The sequence below is a fragment of the Aquabacterium sp. CECT 9606 genome (assembly GCF_918741295.1).
In the GTDB taxonomy this organism is placed as follows: domain Bacteria; phylum Pseudomonadota; class Gammaproteobacteria; order Burkholderiales; family Burkholderiaceae_C; genus Aquabacterium.
In genome coordinates this window covers 641,595-657,081 of sequence record NZ_CAKKNB010000003.1, presented here as the reverse complement: position 1 = coordinate 657,081, position 15,487 = coordinate 641,595, and the positions used below count along the sequence as shown (strand labels likewise).

The 15,487-nt window shown below is 59.8% G+C and carries 12 protein-coding genes and 1 pseudogene; 5 read left to right on the top strand and 8 right to left on the bottom strand.

Translation table 11 applies throughout. The features are described 5' to 3' along the window. Positions 1-50: 50 nt before the first annotated feature. The 4 genes from LQ232_RS15615 to LQ232_RS15600 all read right to left on the bottom strand — a co-directional run bounded on the left by LQ232_RS15615 (position 51) and on the right by LQ232_RS15600 (position 3,540). A complete protein-coding gene (locus LQ232_RS15615; RefSeq protein ID WP_230181266.1) occupies positions 51-725 on the bottom strand; it encodes a transglutaminase family protein in 675 nt (224 codons plus the stop codon). An 83-nt stretch (positions 726-808) separates the two neighbouring features. Next, positions 809-2,503: an AMP-binding protein gene (locus LQ232_RS15610; protein ID WP_230181264.1), complete on the bottom strand. Its 1,695-nt coding sequence runs from the start codon at positions 2,501-2,503 to the stop codon at positions 809-811. Between the two features lie 21 nt (positions 2,504-2,524). Beyond that, positions 2,525-3,016: a PaaI family thioesterase gene (locus tag LQ232_RS15605; protein ID WP_230181262.1), complete on the bottom strand. Its 492-nt coding sequence runs from the start codon at positions 3,014-3,016 to the stop codon at positions 2,525-2,527. 8 nt (positions 3,017-3,024) lie between these two features. Then, positions 3,025-3,540, bottom strand: coding sequence for a PaaI family thioesterase (locus LQ232_RS15600; protein ID WP_230181258.1), 516 nt, complete (start codon positions 3,538-3,540; stop codon positions 3,025-3,027). A gap of 594 nt (positions 3,541-4,134) precedes the next feature. On the opposite strand from LQ232_RS15600, the gene LQ232_RS15595 reads away from it, so the two are divergent. Further along, the gene (locus tag LQ232_RS15595; protein WP_371820260.1) at positions 4,135-5,592 is read left to right on the top strand and encodes an IS5 family transposase; all 1,458 of its coding nucleotides are present in this window, start codon (positions 4,135-4,137) and stop codon (positions 5,590-5,592) included. Positions 5,593-6,005: 413 nt separating this feature from the next. Here LQ232_RS15595 and LQ232_RS15590 read toward each other — a convergent pair whose 3' ends face one another. Then, entirely contained in the window at positions 6,006-7,028 is a 1,023-nt protein-coding gene (locus LQ232_RS15590; protein ID WP_230181256.1) for an AraC family transcriptional regulator, read from the bottom strand. A 144-nt stretch (positions 7,029-7,172) separates the two neighbouring features. On the opposite strand from LQ232_RS15590, the gene LQ232_RS15585 reads away from it, so the two are divergent. The 4 genes from LQ232_RS15585 to LQ232_RS15570 all read left to right on the top strand — a co-directional run bounded on the left by LQ232_RS15585 (position 7,173) and on the right by LQ232_RS15570 (position 11,586). Next, positions 7,173-8,204, top strand: coding sequence for a 2Fe-2S iron-sulfur cluster binding domain-containing protein (locus tag LQ232_RS15585; protein ID WP_230181254.1), 1,032 nt, complete (start codon positions 7,173-7,175; stop codon positions 8,202-8,204). A 32-nt stretch (positions 8,205-8,236) separates the two neighbouring features. Continuing rightward, the gene (locus LQ232_RS15580) at positions 8,237-9,400 is read left to right on the top strand and encodes an alkane 1-monooxygenase (RefSeq protein ID WP_230181252.1); all 1,164 of its coding nucleotides are present in this window, start codon (positions 8,237-8,239) and stop codon (positions 9,398-9,400) included. A gap of 188 nt (positions 9,401-9,588) precedes the next feature. Further along, a complete protein-coding gene (locus LQ232_RS15575) occupies positions 9,589-10,176 on the top strand; it encodes a tyrosine-type recombinase/integrase (RefSeq protein WP_230181251.1) in 588 nt (195 codons plus the stop codon). Between the two features lie 342 nt (positions 10,177-10,518). After that, the gene (locus tag LQ232_RS15570) at positions 10,519-11,586 is read left to right on the top strand and encodes an IS630 family transposase (RefSeq protein ID WP_230181250.1); all 1,068 of its coding nucleotides are present in this window, start codon (positions 10,519-10,521) and stop codon (positions 11,584-11,586) included. Positions 11,587-11,889: 303 nt separating this feature from the next. On the opposite strand, the gene LQ232_RS15565 is transcribed toward LQ232_RS15570, so the two are convergent. From LQ232_RS15565 to LQ232_RS15555, 3 genes and pseudogenes are all read right to left on the bottom strand, one after another. Continuing rightward, positions 11,890-13,071 carry an IS91 family transposase gene (locus LQ232_RS15565; protein WP_230181249.1) on the bottom strand — a complete coding sequence of 394 codons (1,182 nt, stop codon included), beginning with the start codon at positions 13,069-13,071 and terminating at the stop codon, positions 11,890-11,892. 15 nt (positions 13,072-13,086) lie between these two features. Next, positions 13,087-13,973: pseudogene (locus LQ232_RS15560) on the bottom strand (tyrosine-type recombinase/integrase). A 410-nt stretch (positions 13,974-14,383) separates the two neighbouring features. Continuing rightward, a complete protein-coding gene (locus tag LQ232_RS15555; protein ID WP_230181248.1) occupies positions 14,384-15,484 on the bottom strand; it encodes a diguanylate cyclase in 1,101 nt (366 codons plus the stop codon). Positions 15,485-15,487 lie beyond the last annotated feature (3 nt).

The window sequence follows — 15,487 nt, the reverse complement described above, 5'->3', positions numbered from 1 at the left end:
AATTTGCCTCCGGCCCGTCGTCGAAATCATCCTGTGCGGGCTTTACGCACTCATCGAGATTGTTCGCGCAGAACGTCAGCTTCAAAGCTCGTTTCTGGTACCGACAGTGCATGCAAATCAGGGTAAGTGCTAGTAATGGCGGCTGAGATCTCCGCCAACGGGACATCGTCAAAGCTGCCATGCTGACGTACATACTCCATGTGACGGTTGCCCTCTCGATCAAACGGGTGGTAGAGCGAATCGGCGTGACCGTCCCAATCGAGCGGTAGCAGACCGAATCGCTCACAAAGCTCTATGTTGAACGCCGGGGTGGTTTTGACCCAAGCACCTTCTAGCCAAATTTCGGCATAGCCGTGCCATACAAACAAGTCGGTTTTCATCGTCTGCCGCATGCGCTCGGTCGACAGGTGGTTGCGCACGTCAGAATAGCCCAAACGCGCCGGGATCCTAGCCGCGCGCGACGCAGCAGCCAGCAGCGTCGCTTTTGTCACACACCAGCCGACACCCAGCTTGATCACCCGGCTGGCCCTCATCCCGTCGGATGACAGATCAATTCGGTAAGGATCGTACTTGAAACCGTCGCGTACCGCATAGTACAGAGCGATAGCTCGCTCACGGTCGTTAGCACCTTTGGCGTGACGTTCTGCGAAAGCGAGCACATCGGGATGGTCGCTGTCAATCAGTGGCGTCGGGGCTAGCGTGCCCAAGTTCGGGTGTTCATTCATTGGGTTTTCTCCGGTCCATATTTCAATCAGCAAGGCCACCCGCACCACGCAGGTGTTTGGGTACGGGCACCTTCGCTGGTTCGTCAATTGCGCAAGGCCTTTTTATCCAGCTTGCCAATAGGTGTCAGTGGCAGCGTTGCCATGAACTCGATGTGCTTGGGCACCTTGTAAGGAGCCATGTTCTGCCGACAGAAGTCAAGAATCTGCACCATCAAAACATCCCGGTTGACTGAACTCGAATCGGCCGAAAGCTGCACATACAACTTGACGATATCGTTGCCGGGGCGGTTGGGATCGGGTAGGCCAACCAAAGCACAAAGCTCAATGCATGGCAACTCCTTGAGTTTGCTTTCAACTTCGACGGAAAAGACCTTGTACCCACCAACAATGAGCATATCCTTGGCTCGATCACAAATGGTCAAGTAACCTTCGGCATCAAAAAACCCGATATCGCCAGTGTACATCCAGCGCTTACCGTTGATTTCACGCACTGACTGGGCAGTGGCTTCGCTGTGCCCTCGATAACCCTTCATAACATTGGGGCCGCAGGTCGTGATTTCGCCGACTTCTCCAGCCGGCATCTCAACGTTGCCGGTTTCCGCGTCCATGATTTTCACATCGCTGCCTGGTAGTGGTATCCCCACGGTGCCGGGTTTGGTCCGACCAGGTGGGTTGATAGTGATGAGTGGGCTGGTTTCAGTCATGCCATAGACTTCGCAAAGTTTGCCGGCACCGACAACGACCTCAAGCTGACGGATGCCTTCTGGTGCAAACGGTGCAGCCCCTGAAAAGGCGACACGTAGCCGCGAAAAATCAATCTCACGAAATGCTGGTTTCTCCAACAGCATCTGGTAGAGAGAAGGAACGTTGCCGAGCATGGTTGGAGGGAATTTTTTCATCTGAGTAATGAAAAAATCAATGTCACGCGGATTCGGAATCAGTAACTGCCGCGCTCCTGCGCGCAACGCCATCAATGAAATCGCCAGGCCAGCCTGATGGAACAACGGGAACGCAGACGCAAAAGTATCCCCGCTGTCACCCCCGATGAAGGACATGGCCTGCAAGCCGTTGGCAAACATATTCCGCTTGGTGAGCTCTGCCCCCTTGGGCTTTCCGGTGGTGCCGCCTGTATACTGGATAAATACAGTTTCATCCTCGGCAACCGAAGCGTAGGCGTGGGCATCCGAAGCGTTTTGCACCGCCGGCATGAACGCTTCGGTCGCAGTGTGGATCATTGGTTTCCAACTTGGGCGCGGCAGCTTTCCAGAAAAATAAGCCGCGTGCTGCTTCCACTTTGGCAAAATGCCAATGGGACTGGTGACAAACACGCCCCGCAACAAAGAGAGCCGCCCATCAGCAGGTGCCACGGACGTGGTATAAACTTGTTCCATTGAAATCAGAAATCGGGCGCCCGCATCCTGAAGTTGGTGTTCAATTTCTGGTGTGGTCAACAGAGGTGAAACACCAGTTACTGGGCAGCCCAACTTAGAGGCTGCGACAAGGGCAATAAGATACTCTGGTGTATTCGGTAGGTGCAGTCCGATGGTCTCCGAGCGCTGCACGCCACGGTCTCGTAGCGCATTGGCCAGCTTATTTGCCAAAAAATTCAGTTCGGCGTAGCTTATGGTTGCGCCGAGGTATTCGGCCGCCGCCTTTTTTTGGCGTTCGCTCGCATGCTGCTCGATAAAGTCGGCCAATCCCAATATTTTTTGATTGAAGTCAGGCTGTGATTGATGAAAGTTCACCCAGGGGCGATCTGGGATATCAATGATTTGCATGATATGCTCCTGCTTATTGATTTATATATCAAATGGTTGGGGTTTCATCGGCAATCCGCCGTGTTGCTGTGGCATCGGCTCGACCAGTAACAAATGAGCCCGTGCTGTGGCGATAGGGGCGGTCTCATCGTCTTGCCAGCAGCGCACGCTGACTGCAGCAATGCTGCTGCCCATGCGAACAACGTTGCACTCTGCCCAGCAATCTTTCGTGCGCGCTGAGCGCAAGTAATCTACTGAGAAATCAATCAGCCGGGGCATGCGTGACTGCCTCTCAGAGGCAATGACTTGGATCATCGAGGCTGTTTCCAGTAGTGCGCCAACCACGCCGCCATGCAGCGCTGGCAGCATAGGGTTCCCAATGATCTCATTGCGAAATGGCAGATGGAAGAGAAGAGTGCTTTTTCGGGCATCCTGCTCGCCTTCTACACGAATGCCCAAATGGCGAACATAAGGAATGGCGTCAAGTAGGTCTTGATAGCGGTTAGAGGCAAGGGCCTCTAGGACAGCGTTCATGCGTTGGGTCATATCGAGTCTCTCTTGGCTTTGATGGTGTGCGTGGCAGATCGCTTTCCACAATAAAATGTGCCTGTGGCGATAGCGCATATCTCGTCATCATCGGCCAAGTAAATGGAGCAGCGCGTGAAAGCGACTTGGCGGGTCAAGCGGTAGCAAGTCGCATTGGCCAACAGATCGCGGCCAATAGGCGTGGGGCGCAAGTAGTCAATTCGCATGTCCAGCGTGGCGATGGATGTCAGCTCATTCAATGCGCAAAATACAGCCATGCCGGACGCAGCGTCCGCTAGGCTGTAAAGGGTGCTGCTGTAGAGCCAGTCTTTTTCCGAGTCGCCCATGAGTATGTTGCGGTAGGGTAGTCGCATTACTGCCGCTGTGCTGCTCATGGATTCCACAATCATGCCCAGGTCGAAGTTGTGAGGCACGGCGTTGGAGAATTGCCTCGCCGCGTGAATGGCGGAATTCGGTTCAGCTTTGCATGTTTTTTCAAGGGAGCTGCCTGCTGGGTGGTAAGGTTTCGTCATAATGAAAATGGTTTGGTCAATTTGGTGATCACTCGCTCCAAGCTGTTGGCGCTTGATGCCCGCGAGGTGCGTCTTGATGGCTCCAGTGAGCCTCGAAAGGGGTCTGAAATCACTTTGAGAAGGCTAAAAACCATGAATTCCAGCTGAATTTGACCGCTGTCGCGACATTCAAACCCATCACAGTCGATGGGTGCACGCGAAGCGGTCATTGATCAGCGGTTCCTTAACTTAAGATGCTAAAGGCCGAACTTTTCCAAATTTTGCATCGGAGCCAGTGCGAAGCGCTCTGAGTGTAAGACGTAAAGAACCACGCCAGTTAACCTATGCTTTGAAACGTTCAAAATTGGCTGCGGGTATGAATCTTGTTTGTCTTGTTGCGCCGAATTTCTTGTTTATAACGCTGAGATGAGATTCACTTTGACGTGCAAGGTACGATGGGTTCCGGCGCGTGTCAAGGTAGGCTAAGGTGTCGGCCTTGCAAAATAGCGACACCCCTGATGAACACTGGGCGAACCGTGTGATTGGGGGTAGTCAGAACTCTCAGATTTGGGTGCAATAGCGTTCAGTTCCTGAGAGTTTTGAGGATGCAAACTGATGAGTACGCCCGACTTCTTCCGCGCCCGGCTGGACGGCATGATTGACCTGAACCATCCATTGGCAGTGTTGGGTCGGCGCATGCCCTGGGTCGAGATCGAGAAGTCGCTGGCGCCGCTGTTTGCGCGCAAGGCGCGCATGGGCAGGCAGCGTGAAGACGCCGACATGTTCGGCCCCATGGCCGTGGTTGTGGCCGGTGGCGTCAGTGCAGCAGGACGACCCAGGCTGCCCATTCGTTTGATGGTGGCCCTGCTGTACCTCAAGCACGCTTTCAACGAGAGCGATGAGTCGCTTGTCGAGCGTTGGGCCCAGGATGTGCTGTTCCAGTATTTCAGCGGCCAGGAGTACTACGAGCATCGCCTGCCATGCGACCCCAGCCAAATTGGGCGATTCCGCCGGGTGCTGGGTGAGGCCGGGGTTGAGCAGTTGCTCAAGTCAACGATCGAGACGGCCGTGCGCCTGCAAGCCATCAAGAAGACCGAGCTGCAAAAGTTGATCGTCGACTCGACAGTGCAGGAGAAGTCGATTGCCCACCCCACGGACAGCCGCTTGCTCGATGTCGCGCGCGACCAACTAGCCGAGTTGGCCAAGAAGCTGGGCATGACGCCCAAGCAGACCTTCGAGCGCGAAGCCAAGCAGTTGCGCCGCAAGGCGGGCGGCTACGCCCACGCCCGCCAGTTCAAGCGGTTGCGCAGTGTGCTGCGGCGTCAGCGCACCATCCTGGGCGTGCTCATGCGCGATGTGCAGCGCAAGATGGACACGCTGGCCCAAGAGGCCCGCAAGCAGTTGCAGCTCATGCTGGACAAGGCCCAACGCATCCACGCTCAGACGGCAGCCAAAGGCAACTCCAGTGGCAGGGGCAAGCTCTACGCCTTGCACGCGCCGGAGGCAGAGTGCATCAGCAAGGGCAAGGCCCGCAAGCCCTATGAGTTCGGTGTCAAGGTCAGCCTGGCCATCACCCATGCCAAAGGCTTGATCGTCGGCGCGCGCAGCTTCCCCGGCAACCCCTATGACGGCCACACCCTGGCCGCACAACTGGAACAGACGAGCACCCTGCTGCAAGACCTGGATGTCCTGCCCAGGACGGCCATCGTCGATCTTGGCTACCGCGGTGTCGATGCCGAGATCGCGCCCGTGGAACTGATCCACCGTGGCAAGTCCAAACGACTCACCGGGCAACAGCGGCGCTGGCTCAAGCGCCGCCAGGCCATCGAGCCCGTCATCGGCCACGTCAAGCAAGACCACGGGATGCAGCGATGCTGGCTCAAGGGGGAGCAAGGCGATGCCTTGCACGCGGTGCTGTGTGCGGCTGGATTCAACCTGCGGTGGCTGCTGCGGGCCATCGCCCGCAAAGGCCTCAAAGGCTTTTTTGCGCCTTTATTTTTTCTGCTGTCCATGGTCGTCATGCTATTTGGCACGTTCAAAGCTGCAGGCAACCACTTCGGTGTGCGGGCCTGACTCAGCCGACATGCCCGCAAGACCTCACAACTCGGCTTTGCGCACCCGCATTGGGTCGAAAAATGAATTTTGCAAGGCCGACTAAGGTGTTGCACTTCACTTCTGAGCCCGCCAAGGACCGTAACGAGTGGACTACTGATGGCAAAAAATTACATCAATGGGCTGTTCAAGATGCTGCACACCGACGGATCGCATCCGGGGCTTTCGGGTGGGGAGCACAGCGCGTTCCGGCTGCATCTTGCACTTATCACTGGCCGGATATTTCTGCGCCGTCTAAACAACGGGAAATGAGCTACATCTTGCATCGAGAGGATTGTCGACTGGGCGTTCGCTTCGATAACGACGACGCAATGCGGGCCTTCACGCGCATCTAGATGGTACGGCTGACCTTCATCAAGTGTCTCACGTGTCGTTCATTTCTGAACCACAGGACGATTTCGAGGCTGGCTCGTGACGCGATTGCGAAACGTCGTTGGCGCCACGCCCTCCCACCGCTTAAAAGCGCGCCGGAAATTGGCGAGGTCGTCGTAGCCCAGCATGAAGGCTATTTCCTGCATGGTGAGGCGCCCTGCCTTGAGGTGATCGATGGCCAGTCGGTGGCGGGTGTCCTCCAGGAGATCGCGGTAGGATGACCCTTCGTCCTGCAGTCTGCGGTGCAGGGTGCGGGGCGTCAGGTTGAGAAGGCGCGCTGTCACCTGCAGGGAAGGGAACCCCCCTGGTTTGGACAACATCAGTTGGCGTACACGGATCGACAGGGCTTGCTGCCTCTGCAGCCTTGACATTTCTTCCTGGCACCTCTGCACCGCGTCCAGCCAGGCCTGCGGATTGCCCGTTTGCAAGGGCTGGTCCAGTTGTGCCGCCGGCAACTCCAGCCCACACCAACTGGCGTCGTATCGCACTGCACAGTCGAACAACTCGTGTGCCAGCGCCGCGTGAGCCGGCTGCTCGAACGGGAAGACCACGCAGGACACCTGACAGGTCCCCATGGTGACGTAGTCGATCAGCTTCTTGACCGTCAGCACAACTGCCTCCAGCACGGCTGCGCGAACGTCTCCCAGCGGATGGGGTTCAACGAAAACCAAGCGCAACTGCTTCCCCGATGCCTCTTGCTGGATCGCCAGCAAGGACGTGCGTAGCAGCAGGTATCGCTCAATGACACCGAGTGCCTGTCGCAGGGTCTGACTGTTCGCAGCCGCATAACCCAGGATGCCGTGGCTATTGACCAGCAGGCTCTCGCCTACAAGCAAGCCGAATGCAGGCTCCGAGGTGAGGGCCATGGCCTCGCGCACCAGGCGCTGAAATGCCTCGAAAGACAAGTGCTGGACATCGAGCTCGCCGTTAGCTCCAGGGTGCAGCAACTGAAGGAACCAGTCGGGCAGGCGGGCTCCCATACGCGTCACCTGATCGGCGATCTGGTGAATGTACTGGGTGGGCAAGAAAAAGTCGGTGGCTGGCCTGGTGCTCATGGTGAACCTCAAATTGTCAATAAATGACCCGCACCTGTCAATCTCAGCCCTCCCTTGATGTGTCGTCAATTCCCACAATGAGCACATCTCTCTTGCTGCCCACCAGGAATCCATTTGTTCAGCTTCTTCACCAAGCCCAGGGCGGTCACGGCGCTCATCAACGATGTGGTCATCACGGTTCGTCCCAAAGAAACGCTACTGCAGGCTGCGTTGCGCGAGGGCATCGATTTTCCTCATAGCTGTCGCGTGGGTGGGTGCGCCACCTGCAAATGCCAGTTGGTGGAAGGCAAGGTCAAGGAGTTGACCCAGGCAGGCTACATCCTCTCAGATGACGAGCTTGACCGGGGCTTCATTCTTGCCTGCCAGAGCGTGCCGAGCACCAATGTGCGCATCAAGGTCGATACCAGCCACATTGAGGCGCATCGCAAGGTGAGTGGCCGGGTCGTAGGGCAGGAGCGCCTGACCCATGACATTGTTCACCTGCGCATTCAGTTGGACGAGTCTCTGCCGTACAAGGCTGGTCAGTTCGCCCAACTGAGTGTGCAGGATCTGCCCGGCGTGGCGCGCAGCTTCTCGTTTGCCACCCGTGTGCAGCCCAACTCACAGGTGAGTTTTTTCGTGCGCAAGGTGCCCGATGGGGTGTTCACATCACATGTGCATGCTCAGTCGCTGGTCAGCAGCAGGGTGTCTGTGGAAGGGCCTGGCGGCAACTTCTGGCTGCGGCCGGCCTCAGCCCCCCTGCTGCTGATCGCGGGCGGCAGCGGTCTGGCTCCCATCCTTGCCTTGCTGCAGGAGGCGTTGCATGAAGGCGTCAAACGACCGGCCACCCTGATCTTCGGTGCCCGGACCCAGGCCGACCTGTATGCCCTGGAGGATATTGGGGAAATCAGCCGACGTTGGCCCGAGGCGTTCACGTTCCTGCCCATTCTGTCGCAAGAGCCGGAGCCGTCCAGTTGGACTGGACGTCTTGGCTTGGTCACTGACCTGATCCCCGAACGCTTGCGGCCGGGGTGTCACGCCTACTTGTGCGGCCCCCCCGCCATGATCGACGCTGTCACCGCCCTGTTGCTTCAGCACGGCGTGGACCGTGCCCACATCCACGCGGACCGGTTCACGACCCAGCACGACGTGTCGGCTGCTGCCTGATCTCCTTTCGACAACAACACCGAGGACGACACATGATGCTATTCCACTATCTCAAGTATTTTCTGTTCCACGTGGTCGGCCTGCTCTCGCTGGCTGTCTTGGTGGTCGGTGGGCCCTGGACCACAGCGGGCCTCGTGGCCGTGCTGCTGACCTACTTGGTTGGTGACGCCATCTGCGGCGACGACACCACAACGCCCCGCTTTGGCCACCCTGGCATCCTCACCTTCCAGCTTTGGATGGCCTTGCCTCTGCTGGCGCTCATCGTCTTTGCTTCGGTGTGGTCGTTCAGCGCAGGTGATCCGCTTGGCTTTGGGGACTGGGTGCAGCGGCTCACAGGCTTCGATGCCCTGGCGAGCAGAGACGCTTCGCATTGGGGGCACCATGTTTCCGGTGTCCTGCTCACGGGGCTGATGATCGGCATGATGGGCACCATACCGGGGCATGAGTTGACCCACCGCACCTGGGACCCGATCTCGATGCTCATTGGTCGTTGGCTGCTGGCGTTCAGTTTCGATACCGTGTTCTCGATCGAGCACGTCTATGGGCACCACCGCTACGTCTCGACAACGGAAGACCCTGCCACGGCGCCACGCGGTCGAAATGTGTACTTCCATGTGATCGCATCAACCCTCAAGGGCAACGTCAGCGCTTGGCAAATCGAGTGCAAACGCCTCAAACGCGAAGGGCACGGTGTTTTTAGCCCTTTCAATGCTGTCATCCGTGGACACCTGATGAGTGTGCTGCTGATGGTCGGCGCCTGGTTCATGGGGGGGGCGCAAGCGGCCGCCTACTTCCTGGCATGCGCACTGTGGGGCAAGGCCTTGTTGGAGATCGTCAACTACATGGAGCACTACGGCATGGTGCGTGACCCCGCTACCCCGGTTCAGCCGCGCCACTCCTGGAACACCAACAAGCGCATTAGCTCGTGGACCATGTTCAACCTGACGCGACATTCGCACCACCACGCACAGGGTGAAGTCCCCTACCAGGATCTCAAGCCTTTTCCTGAAGCCCCGATGATGGTGGGTGGCTACCTCACGACCATCGTGGCAGCCATGATCCCGCCGCTATGGCACAAGCTGATGACGCCCAAGGTGCAGGCTTGGGACCGCGACTACGCAACAGCGGCAGAACGTGAGTTGGCTCAGCAGGCCAATCAGCACAGTGGCATCGCTCAGTTGATGCAGCAGTCTTGATGCGTACACCGAAGACCACTCTGTCGAAGTCCGTATCCCAGGAGGCGTTCTCGTTGCCGCGCTCATTGGTTCGCTCGAAGATTCTGTATAAAAGGCATGCGCCAGTGGCAATCGTTGTACATCTGGCTGACCGGTTTAGGTCGGTCGCAGTAAGCCGTATTGAACGTGGTCGGTACGCGGAAGGTACCGTGGCGACCGACCTACGCGCATTGGCGCACTTTGCCCATTGGATGACACGATGTCGGCTGACTGTCGATCAGATTGACGAGGCCCTGGTCCGGCAGTTCCTGGATTCGCACTTGCCGCGATGCGACTACCATGCCACCGCATTGCGCACCCATGACGATCTGCGGGCCAGTCTTGCGCACCTGTTGGCCGTGCTTCGTGAACAGCACGTTATCTTGGAACTCTCCGGTCCCAGCGGCCCCATTGCGGAGGAACTGCACCGCTACAACGTGCACATGCGCGACGCCCGCGGCCTGGGGGTCGGCACGCGCGCGGGGCGACTGGCGATCGTAGGCAGGCTACTCCTGTGTAAATTCGCCGGCAAAGCCATCGCCATCGGTGAGTTGCAGCCAGAAGACGTTCGCGGCTTCATTGCAACCGAACTGACGCGGGTGGCACCGCACGACGGCCCCGTCGGCAGCGCCATCGGTCGTGCTCTGCGACACGCTGGCATCGCTCCTAGCAGCCACGCTTTACGTCACACGCTGGCATGCCGCTTGGTCAACAAAGGCAGCTCGATCAAGGAGGTCGCCGACGTACTTCGGCATTGATCTATGAACACCTCGTTGATCTACGCCAAACTCGACTTGCAAGCGCTTGCCGAGGTTGCCCTGCCTTGGCCAGGGAGTGCAGCATGAGCGCCCCGGGCGTCCCCAGCAGCGACTTGGCCTCCAGGGTGCGGCAATACCTGGATGAGCGACGTCGACTTGGGTTCAAGCTGTGTTCAACTGCTCGCGCCTTGTCCACCTTTGAACGCTTCGTCACCAACACTGGCCATACGGGACCGCTGACGATTGAGCAAATGGCGCAATGGGCCCGCTAGTGTCCTGTCCCGCAAATAACTGGCATTAATCTTGTATGCCGTGCGGTATCTTGGGAACGGAGATACCGCGATGAGAACAGGCCGACCAAAGACTGATCTGCTGCTGACGGACGATGAGCGTTCGCAGCTTCAAGCCTTTGCACGTAGCCGATCGCTGCCGGCGGCGTTGAGCGCCAGGGCTCGCATTGTTCTGAGTAGCGCTGACGGTGAGCCCAACAATTCGATCGCCGAGCGCATGGAGTTGAGCAAAGCGACAGTGGGCAAGTGGCACTGTCGCTTCATCGAACGACGTATCGCCGGACTGTACGACGATATGCGCCCAGGCAAGCCCCGCACCATTGACGACGAGCGCGTGGCCGAACTCATCAAGACGACGTTGCATACCAAGCCTGCCAACGGTTCGACGCACTGGAGCGTGCGAACCGTCGCTGCCGAGACCGGCATCTCCAAAACCAGCGTGCAGCGCTACTTCCAACTCTTTGGTCTGCAGCCTCATCGCAGCGAGGGCTTCAAGCTGTCGAACGATCCGTTCTTCATCGAGAAGCTGCGCGACGTTGTGGGTCTTTACCTGAGTCCGCCGGACAACGCGTTGGTCATCTGTGTGGACGAGAAGAGCCAGTGCCAAGCACTGGAACGCACCCAGCCCATGCTGCCGATGGGCTTTGGCTATATCGAAGTCGTCACTCATGACTACAAGCGTCACGGCACAACCACGCTGTTTGCCGCCCTCAACGTACTCAATGGCGCGGTGCTGGCCAGTTGCAAGCCACGCCACCGGCATCAGGAATTTCTCGACTTCCTGCGCGAGATTGATAAGGCTGTGCCGGCCGAGCTTGATGTCCACTGCATCGTCGACAACTATGCAACGCACAGCCACCCGAAGGTCAAGGCTTGGCTAACGGCCAGACCGCGCTGGCACATGCACTTCATCCCGACGTACAGTTCGTGGCTCAATCAGGTCGAGCGGTTCTTCGCGCTGATCACCGACAAGGCCATTCGGCGAGGTTCGTTCACCAGCGTCAAACAACTCGTGCAGCGTATTGATCACTTCGTGGCCGCGCACAACGCGAGTTGCCAACCGTTCAAATGGACTGCTACAGTTAAGGCTTGTGCGACACCTGCCCTCGCGCGCAGGTGATCGCTTGCCGACGATGCGTCCGGGCAGGTGTTGCATAAGCCTCGAGGGAGGAAACCGCGGCGAACGTCACGGTGGTCGTTGGGCGCAGCGGCTATGGCGATTGGTCTGCGCGTGCATCGTGAGCCCTTAGCCCGCGACGCCTCATCGAGATGGCACTGACGAACGAGGGCGGCCTGCGGCGCGCCACTTCGATGCAGCAGCGGCCATTGGCGGGTCGTCCAGGAGCGGTGATCCAACAACGCACGCAGCCATCCACCGGACGCCGTGTTCGGCGTCGAGTTGTTCGGCGTTGATGGAGCTCGGTCATGGTGCTGGCGGCGCCCGGATCGAGTTGTCACGCAAGAAGACCTGCAACACCACCATGGCGTGGCCGCAGTGCCCGCACACGAAGGTCGGCACCGGCGCGGCCGACGGTTCGTCAGCCGGCTCGTCAGGCAACGGCGGCGCGACGTGCAACAACTCGCGCGCCAGCGCCAGGTTGGCCCTTCGGTTGCCGTTGGCCAGCAGACCGTAGTGGCGAATCCGGTGGAAGCCACCCGGCAGGACATGCAGCAGGAACCGGCGCATGAACTCCTGCGGACTCAGCGTCATCGCCTTGTGGCGTGTCTTGCCCTTGGCTCGGTAGTCCTTCCAGCGGAAGGTCACACCATGCTCGTCCATCGCGAGCAGGCGGCTGTTGGAGATGGCCACGCGGTGCGTGTAGCGCGACAGATAGGCCAGCACCGCCTGCGGCCCTGCGAACGGCCGCTTGGCGTAGACCACCCACTCGCACGTGCGCAGCGGAGCCATCCAGGCGGCGAAGGCCTGGGTGTTGGCCAGCGCTTGGTGCTCGCCGAAGAACTTCAACTGTCCCTGGTCGTACAGCCGCTGCAGTTCTTCAAGGAAGCGGCGCCTGAACAGCCGCGACAACACGCGCACGGGCAGGAAGAAGCCGGGCCGACAGGCGATCCAGCTTTGGCCGTCCGGTGCCAGCCCGCCGCCGGGCACGATGCCGTGCACGTGCGGATGGTGGGTCAGCGCCGAGCCCCAGGTGTGCAGCACCAGCGTGGCCCCGATGCTGGCGCCCAGGTGCTTGGGATCGGCTGCGATCCTGAGCAGCGTCTCGGCGGCGATGTCGAACAGCAGGCCGTACAGGGCCGCCTTGTTCTGGTACGCGATGTCGGCGATCGGCGCCGGCAGCGTGAAGACCACGTGGTAATACTCCACCGGCAGCAGATCGGCCTGGCGCGCATCCAGCCACCGCTTGGCCGCGCTGCTCTGGCACTTCGGGCAGTGCCGGTTACGGCACGAGTTGTACGAGACCTGCTCGACCCCGCACCCGTCGCAGCGCAGGACATGGCCACCCAGTGCCGCCGTGCGACACTGGGTGATGGCCGACATCACCTTGAGCTGAGCCAGGCTCAGGTGACCGCGCTGGGTCTCACGCCAGGCGGGTCCGTGGGTGCGGAAGATGTCGGCGACCTCCAGGGCAGGCCGTCCTTGCATCACCACTGCGGCGGCCTACTCGGGCCGAGGCTTGTCCGATGTCTGATCCAGCGGGCTGATCACGCTGCGCAGCAGGTCGGTGGCCACCGCGGCGTACAGGGCCGTGGTCTCCAACCTCTTGTGGCCCAGCAACACCTGGATCACGCGGATGTCGACCTTCTGCTCCAGCAGATGGGTGGCGAAGCTGTGGCGCAGGACATGCGGCGTCACCCGCTTGTCCAGAGCGGCCTTGGCTGCGGCCAGGTGGACGGCCCGGTTGAGTTGCCGTGCCGTCACGTGATCGGTTGGATCCATGCCCGGGAACAGCCAGCCGCCAGGCAGGATCCTGCCCTGGGCATGGCCCAAGCGCCACCAGGCCCGCAGCCGCTCCAAGAGCACCGGGCTGAGCATGGCGTAGCGATCCTTGCGGCCCTTGCCCTGTTCCACGCGCAGGGTCATGCGTTGGCCGTCGATGTCGCTGACCTTCAATGCGACGACCTCGCTGACGCGAAGGCCGGCGCCGTAGGCCACCGACATGGCAGCCTGGTGCTTCAGGTTCGGCGCCGCGGCGATCAGGCGGCCTACACCTCGGGACTGAGGATGACGGGCAGCTTGCGCGGCACGTTCACGTGCTGCATCTTGGCCATCACCTCAGGTCGGCCCAGCGTGATGTCGAAGAAGAACTTCAGCCCCGTGATGGTGGCGTTGATCGTCACCGGGCCGGTGCCGGCGTCCACCAGGTGCAGTTGGAATCGTCGAAGATCTTCGGTGGTGGCGGTGTCGGGCGATCGGCCCAGGAATGCAGCCAGCTTGCGAACGGCGCGGATGTAGCCGTCCTGCGTGTGCTCGGCAAACTTGCGCATGCGCATGTCGTCGAGCATGCGGTGGCGCAGCGGCGTGCCTGGGCGAGTGGTGATCTCCATGGTGGGCTCCAGTCGATGAACGAGGCGGATTGCCTCGATCACCAACATCGCAGAGCCGCAGGCTCAACGCACCACCGCCGATCGGGTCGAAGCGCCTACCGCCCGAGCGGTTTAGTCCACTGCTGATTCGATCCTGGAAAAGCTACACAGACTTTGTTCACGTATCAGCGGGACAGGACACTAGGTGAACCGTGGCGACTGTTGCTGACGGGGGCTGTCAGTGCCGCCCTGGAGCGGACCAGCTATTGATCGCCAAATGATGGTTTGGGGCAGGGGGTGATTGGGTTGCGCATGTGCATGTTCGAGATCGACTGAAAGTCTTCCGTGTGCTCATGGAACATTGGACTTCTCCCGCCAGCGACGTTCGGGTCTTCGTGTTGTCCACCGTGGCCTTGCCGAGCTGACCCGGGTCAGGCCTGCAGCAACACATCCTCGGTGGCCAATTCAACCCGGTTGCGGCCACCGTGCTTGCCTTGGTACAGGGCCTTGTCTGCACGGGCAATGGCCTGGTCGATGGGCTCGTTGAGGTGCAGGCTGCTGATGCCGAAGGTCATGGTCACTGTCAAAGGACCGTCCTTCCCGGGCACCCGAAGCTCGGCGATGGCTTCACGCAGGCGGTTGGCCACCATCTCGGCACCGGGCGAGGCGGTTTCGGGCAAAAGCAGCAGGAATTCTTCGCCGCCCCAACGGGCGGCGTGATCCACTTCCCGCACCCCTGAGCGCAAGATCTTGGCCACCGCCTTCAGGACCTCGTCACCGGCCTCGTGGCCGTGGGTGTCATTCACCGTCTTGAAGTGGTCCACATCACACAGGATGAAGGACAAGGGCCGGCCATCGCGACGCTGCTTGGCGGCCTCGCAGGTTGAGGTGTCCAGCACGCTGCGGCGATTGCGCAGGCGGGTCAGCGGATCGGTGGTGGCCATCTCACGCAGCTGCTGTTCACTTTGGACCACCAGGCGGTAGTACATGCCCGCCAGGAAAATCTGCATCCCTAGCACGGTGATCAGGTTGAAGTAGTACAAGCCATTGAGCACCGAAGGCGCCAGCGCCGAGATCGGCGTGGCCGGGCGCAAGAAGAAGTCCAAGCCCACGTACAAGGCTGCCAGCCCCAGCACCAGAGGCGCCTTGCCGCGCCAGTTGCCCAGCGAACTGAACATCATCACCGGCGGTGCCAACATGATGTAGAGGTGGAACCCACTCTCCCAGCCCACGAAATAGACGGCCAGAACCGCGTGCCCCACCACCTCCAGGATGATCAGCATCCAGGCCTGAATCACATGGTGGTGCCACAGCAATGAGAAGGTCAAAGCGTAGCAAAGGATGCTGCCCACATTGATGATGGCCAGCTGCGTCACCCCACTGTTGTAGAACAGCAGCAGGAAGCAAAGGTGCGTGAGGCCGGCCATGACAGACACCCCCAGCAGCAGTTTGCGAAAGAGTGCCGCGTTGTTGTCACCCAAGGCGACGGGCGCCAAAGGATCGGCATGGAGCAGCGCCGGAGACGAGTTCATGGC

Bases quoted from the DNA above. Each gene is read 5' to 3' on its own strand.
- LQ232_RS15610 (WP_230181264.1), bottom strand. From the start codon at position 2,503: ATGCAAATCATTGATATCCCAGATCGCCCCTGGGTGAACTTTCATCAA.
- LQ232_RS15600 (WP_230181258.1), bottom strand. From the start codon at position 3,540: ATGACGAAACCTTACCACCCAGCAGGCAGCTCCCTTGAAAAAACATGC.
- LQ232_RS15580 (WP_230181252.1), top strand. From the start codon at position 8,237: ATGATGCTATTCCACTATCTCAAGTATTTTCTGTTCCACGTGGTCGGC.
- LQ232_RS15615 (WP_230181266.1), bottom strand. From the start codon at position 725: ATGAATGAACACCCGAACTTGGGCACGCTAGCCCCGACGCCACTGATT.
- LQ232_RS15570 (WP_230181250.1), top strand. From the start codon at position 10,519: ATGAGAACAGGCCGACCAAAGACTGATCTGCTGCTGACGGACGATGAG.
- LQ232_RS15555 (WP_230181248.1), bottom strand. From the start codon at position 15,484: ATGAACTCGTCTCCGGCGCTGCTCCATGCCGATCCTTTGGCGCCCGTC.
- LQ232_RS15605 (WP_230181262.1), bottom strand. From the start codon at position 3,016: ATGAACGCTGTCCTAGAGGCCCTTGCCTCTAACCGCTATCAAGACCTA.
- LQ232_RS15565 (WP_230181249.1), bottom strand. From the start codon at position 13,071: ATGCAAGGACGGCCTGCCCTGGAGGTCGCCGACATCTTCCGCACCCAC.
- LQ232_RS15595 (WP_371820260.1), top strand. From the start codon at position 4,135: ATGAGTACGCCCGACTTCTTCCGCGCCCGGCTGGACGGCATGATTGAC.